Annotated in this window: 5 protein-coding genes; 4 read left to right on the top strand and 1 reads right to left on the bottom strand. The window is 70.1% G+C overall.

The window, feature by feature from the left end; all coding sequences use genetic code 11:
• On the bottom strand, window positions 1-211 hold a 211-nt coding region (locus tag ACFFNX_RS42900; RefSeq protein ID WP_512699881.1), incomplete at its 3' end, for a DUF8688 domain-containing protein.
• 318 nt (window positions 212-529) lie between these two features.
• Here ACFFNX_RS42900 and groES point away from each other — a divergent pair.
• From groES to ACFFNX_RS42880, 4 genes are all read left to right on the top strand, one after another.
• Window positions 530-841 carry a co-chaperone GroES gene (groES, locus tag ACFFNX_RS42895; RefSeq protein ID WP_141956791.1) on the top strand — a complete coding sequence of 104 codons (312 nt, stop codon included), beginning with the start codon at window positions 530-532 and terminating at the stop codon, window positions 839-841.
• A gap of 104 nt (window positions 842-945) precedes the next feature.
• Window positions 946-2,568, top strand: a complete 1,623-nt coding sequence (gene groL, locus ACFFNX_RS42890; RefSeq protein WP_378211997.1) for a chaperonin GroEL — start codon at window positions 946-948, stop codon at window positions 2,566-2,568.
• Window positions 2,569-2,901: 333 nt separating this feature from the next.
• Complete coding sequence (locus ACFFNX_RS42885) at window positions 2,902-3,483, top strand: sigma-70 family RNA polymerase sigma factor (RefSeq protein ID WP_285582886.1); 582 nt, start codon at window positions 2,902-2,904, stop codon at window positions 3,481-3,483.
• A complete protein-coding gene (locus ACFFNX_RS42880) occupies window positions 3,480-4,160 on the top strand; it encodes a hypothetical protein (RefSeq protein ID WP_378211996.1) in 681 nt (226 codons plus the stop codon). The genes ACFFNX_RS42885 and ACFFNX_RS42880 overlap by 4 nt, the downstream gene beginning before the upstream one ends.
• Window positions 4,161-4,634: the final 474 nt, after the last annotated feature.

Raw genomic sequence — 4,634 nt, 5'->3', positions numbered from 1 at the left:
TGCGGTCGGCGTCGGCGCCGAACTTGGCGCGCGCCCGCTGCCGCAGGCGTATCTGGGTCAGCGCGGCGCCGACCAGCTCCGGGGAATGGCGGGCGCGCAGCCGCGACGCCGTCGCCAGCAGCGACCCGTCGCTCACGTCCGCCACGCCCGCCTCCCCGAGCAGGGCCTGGCCGCCGGGGGTCAGCAGGCCTTCGAAAGCGGCGATGTCCACCCGAAGACGGTAGCGACGCCTGGTCGCGGTACGGCATCGGCCGTGGGCGCGGGAGAGTCACCCGGAGAAAGTCGTACGGCGCGCTGGACCTGTTATCGGGGCAGGTCACAGGCGGGAGGCTCGGTAGGGGTGGGCCCGTGTTGACGGGTCCCCGGCCACGGCATAATCTCCATGACTGGCACTCTCATCAGCAGAGTGCCAATCAAGCGACAGGCTGGTCTGGCACCCGCGACGGCAGGCCACCGTGGTCGCGTCTCCATCATGCGGCTGGCCGCTTCGGTCGGCCGAGGATACGCAATCGAAGGGGAAGGTCAGATCGTGTCGACCGCCACCAAGGTTGTTCTCAAGCCGCTCGAGGACCGCATCGTCGTCCAGCCCCTCGAGGCCGAGCAGACAACTGCGTCAGGTCTGGTTATTCCGGACACCGCCAAGGAGAAGCCCCAGGAGGGCACCGTCCTCGCCGTGGGCCCGGGCCGCTTCGACGACAAGGGCGAGAAGCGCGTGCCGCTCGACGTCAAGGTCGGAGATGTCGTGCTCTACAGCAAGTACGGCGGCACCGAGGTCAAGTACAACAACGAGGACTACCTCGTGCTGTCTGCTCGCGACGTGCTCGCCGTCGTCGAGAAGTAACAACTGAAGACAGATGCACCGCCCCGGTCGGCCCCTGCGGGCGGCCGGGGCTGTGTGCTTCTAGCACATATCTGACGTACATCCCTTTACTTGGAGCTTCTCTCATGCCGAAGATCCTGGACTTCGACGAGGACGCGCGGCGCTCGCTCGAGCGCGGCGTCAACGCCCTCGCGGACGCCGTGAAGGTGACGATCGGCCCGCGTGGCCGCAACGTCGTCATCGACAAGAAGTGGGGCGCCCCCACGATCACCAACGACGGTGTGACCATCGCGCGCGAGGTCGACCTGGAGGACCCGTTCGAGAACCTCGGGGCCCAGCTCGCCAAGGAGGTCGCCACCAAGACCAACGACATCGCGGGTGACGGCACCACGACCGCCACGGTCCTGGCCCAGGCCATGGTCCACGAGGGCCTGCGCAACGTCGCCGCCGGCGCGTCGCCGATCGGCCTCAAGCGCGGCATCGACGCCGCCGCCGCGTACATCTCCGACGAGCTGCTCAAGTCGGCCCGCGAGGTCGACGACAAGGAGTCGATCGCGCACGTCGCCACGATCTCCGCCCAGGACGCCAAGATCGGTGAGCTGATCGCCGAGGCGTTCGACAAGGTGGGCAAGGACGGCGTCATCACGGTCGAGGAGGCCCACACGATGGGCCTGGAGCTGGAGTTCACCGAGGGGCTCCAGTTCGACAAGGGGTACCTCTCGCCGTACATGGTGACCGACCCCGAGCGCATGGAGGCGGTCCTCGAGGACGCCTACATCCTCATCCACGACGGCAAGATCTCCAACGTCAACGACTTCCTGCCCCTGGCGGAGAAGGTCGCCCAGACCCGTAAGCCGCTGCTGATCGTCGCCGAGGACGTCGAGGGCGAGGCCCTGGCGCTGCTGGTCCAGAACAAGATCCGCGGCACCTTCGTCAGCGTCGCCGTCAAGGCCCCCGGCTTCGGCGACCGGCGCAAGGCGATGCTCGAGGACATCGCCGTGCTCACCGGCGGCCAGGTCATCACCGAGGCCGTCGGCCTCAAGCTGGACGGCGTCGAGCTCGACATGCTCGGCACGGCCCGCCGGGTCACGGTGAAGAAGGACGCCACCACGATCGTCGACGGCGCGGGCGAGGCCTCCGCCATCGAGGACCGGGTCCGCCAGATCCGCCAGGAGATCGAGAACAGCGACTCCGACTGGGACCGCGAGAAGCTCCAGGAGCGGCTCGCCAAGCTCGCCGGCGGTGTGAGCGTGCTGCGCGTCGGCGCGGCCACCGAGGTGGAGCTGAAGGAGAAGAAGCACCGTCTCGAGGACGCCATCTCCGCCACCCGCGCGGCCATCGAGGAGGGCATCGTCTCCGGCGGCGGCAGCGCGCTGGTCCATGTCGCCAAGGCCGGCTTCGACGCGCTCGGCCTGTCGGGCGACGAGGCCACCGGTGCGGAGTCCGTGCGCAAGGCGCTCGTCGAGCCGCTGCGCTGGATCGCCGAGAACGGCGGCAACGAGGGCTACGTCGTCGTCTCCAAGGTCCAGGAGCTGTCGGCCGGGCACGGCTTCAACGCCGCCACCGGCGAGTTCGGCGACCTGATCGCCCAGGGCGTCATCGACCCGGTGAAGGTGACCCGCTCGGCGGTCACCAACGCCGCGTCGATCGCGGGCATGCTCCTCACCACCGAGGCCCTGGTCGCGGACAAGCCGGAGGAAGAGCCCGACGCCGCGGCCGGCGGTCACGGCCACGGGCACGGTCACTGATACCGGCCGGTCTTTTCCGGGCCCTCGCCGCGTCGCGCGGCGAGGGCCCTTCTTTTGTCTTCGGCGGCCGGGCGTACGCTGGACTTGCGAGGGATGCCAATAATTTCCCGAAAGCCCGCTGCTCTCGGAATGTATGTGTCAAATGACGCACAACACTGACGGTGGGTTTGTGTGCGGCTACAATGAGTGAGAAATGGCCGCTCGATCGTGCACTGTGACCATTCCGTTGTCATCAACGAGGCAGACAGGCGCGATCTCGATGGGCATCATGCTCTCGTGACCGAGGGAGCAATCGCCGGGGCCACGTATCGGGGTGCTGCCGACGATCTACGGCTGAGCCGTCCGGCCAAAGGGGATGAAAGCGATCTCCGTGACTTGACGAGCCTGGCCGTACAAGGAGACCCGGCGGCGGTCGAGTCTCTGATCGGGCGCGTGCGCCCGATGATCGTCCGTTACTGCCGTGCGCGACTCGGCCGGGTGTCCGGGCAATACCACATCGCCGATGACGTCGCGCAGGAGGTGTGCATCGCCGTGCTGGGGGCCCTGCCCCGCTATCGCGACATGGGCCGGCCCTTCGCCTCCTTCGTCTTCGGCATCGCCTCACACAAGATCGCCGATGCGCTGCGCAGCGCCATCCGTGCGGCCGTGCCGACCGAGGACCTGCCCGACGGGCCCGACGAGGGACCGGGACCGGAGGAGACGGTCGTGCGCTACATCGAGGCCGAGCGCGCTCGCGACCTGCTCGACCGGCTGCCGGAGCACCAGCGCGAGCTGGTTCTTCTGCGGGTGGTGGCCGGTCTCTCCGCGGAGGAGACCGGTAATGTACTCGGTATGTCAGCGGGGGCCGTACGCGTCGCGCAACACCGGGCGATCGCCCGGCTTCGAGCGATGGCAAGTGAGGAGTCGATCGCTTGACACGTGGTCGTGCCACCACTCCCGATCCGTTCGACATCAGCGCGGTGAGCAGCAGTGATGAGCTGTTCGACGCGCTTTCCGCACGCCGTCTCACCGACGTCCCCCGCTCCTCGACCGACGACCCGGCGGCCGCCCTGCTGGCCTCGCTGGTCGCCGACGTCGACGCGGGCGCCCCGCCGCTGCCCGCCCCTCCGGCCCGCGTCCCGTGCGGCGGCCTCCAGGGGCAGTACCGCCGCGGCGTACGGGCGTTCGTGACCTTCGGCGTGCCCGCGATGGTGCTGACGTCGGCCGGCGCCGCCGCGGCGGGCGGAGGCAGGGATGTCGGCGCGATGGGCGGCACCCACGGATCGGCTGGGGTCGAGGGCGCGGAACGTTCCAATGAGAACGCCCAGCGCCACGACCCGGCGGCCGACACGAACAACGTCCTGACCGATCGCCGCACGCCGATGCGGCGTACGACGGACCGGCGCCCGCGTGCCGTTCCGTCGGAGGACTTCGCGCCCCGCGCCACCGAAGACCCGCAGCCGCCGTGGTCGCACCGGGGCCGCCGGCCCTCGCGCGGCACCGTACGACCGCCGATGGACGGCCACCACCCGTCGAGCCGCACGGACGCACACTCCTCGCCCGGCGGCAGGTACCGGTCACCGTCCTGGCCGGAGCGCTCCCCCACGCCTTGACCGCCGTGCCCGCACGGCGGGTCTGTCGCGTTGCCGAACCGTACGCTCGCATGCCCCTCGGTCATCGGGTTGGGCGGAGTTTGATCGGCGGGCTCGCCGTGTTGTCGGACCGTACGTTCGCATGCCCCCCGGCCGTTGATCGGTACCGGTCATCGGGTCGGCCGGTGCGCGTTTCCGCTCCTTGTCCGCCGGGCCTGCCGCGTTGTCGGGCGTGTGCTCCTCGGCTCCTCGGCCCGGACGAGGCCGTGGCCGCCGAAGCCCCCGACCGCCGGGCCCGTACTGGCGTCGGCCGGGACCGCTCGTGGGGCTGGATGGACATGAACGGCCGCCGAGTGATCGCCGAAGCCGAGGTGACCATCGTGACGGGCCAGGATCACGGACAAGGTGGCCCACCGTCCCCGGGGCGACAGCCGCCGCACGGGCGGCCACGGGGGCCTGCCGGGCCCTCCGGCGGCGCCGGAGCGGCCGGCACCG

Origin of the sequence: Actinoallomurus acaciae (assembly GCF_042429965.1) — a bacterium.
Lineage (GTDB): Bacteria > Actinomycetota > Actinomycetes > Streptosporangiales > Streptosporangiaceae > Actinoallomurus > Actinoallomurus acaciae.
The sequence above is the reverse complement of the archived record's forward strand: the minus strand, read 5'-3'. Positions and strand labels throughout refer to the sequence as shown.